The organism is Rhodococcus sp. IEGM 1351, assembly GCF_030056875.1.
Classification (GTDB): Bacteria; Actinomycetota; Actinomycetes; order Mycobacteriales; family Mycobacteriaceae; genus Rhodococcus_F; species Rhodococcus_F opacus.
In genome coordinates, this window is record NZ_JASHKU010000198.1 from 1 (window position 1) to 211 (window position 211).

General features: G+C 67.3%; 1 protein-coding gene. It reads right to left on the bottom strand.

Annotated features, from left to right (window positions below):
• Positions 1 to 211: PspA-associated protein PspAB (pspAB, locus tag QM806_RS41265; RefSeq protein WP_502943965.1), on the bottom strand; the 211-nt coding region annotated here is incomplete at both ends.

The window sequence follows — 211 nt, forward strand, 5'->3', positions numbered from 1 at the left end:
TTCTCTACCCGCAGATCGTTCTCGATGGCCGAGGTGATCTGTAGCTCGAGGGTGTTGTCGCGTCGATCGGCCTCGGCGGGGGCGAAGGGGTACCAGCTGCCCCGCTGGGAGAGGTAGACGAGGCCGAGCGGTCGGGTGCCGTCGGTGAACGCGATGACGGTCCACAGTAGTGGCGGCCCGAACCCGGCGTCGACGAGGGTGCTGTTGACGG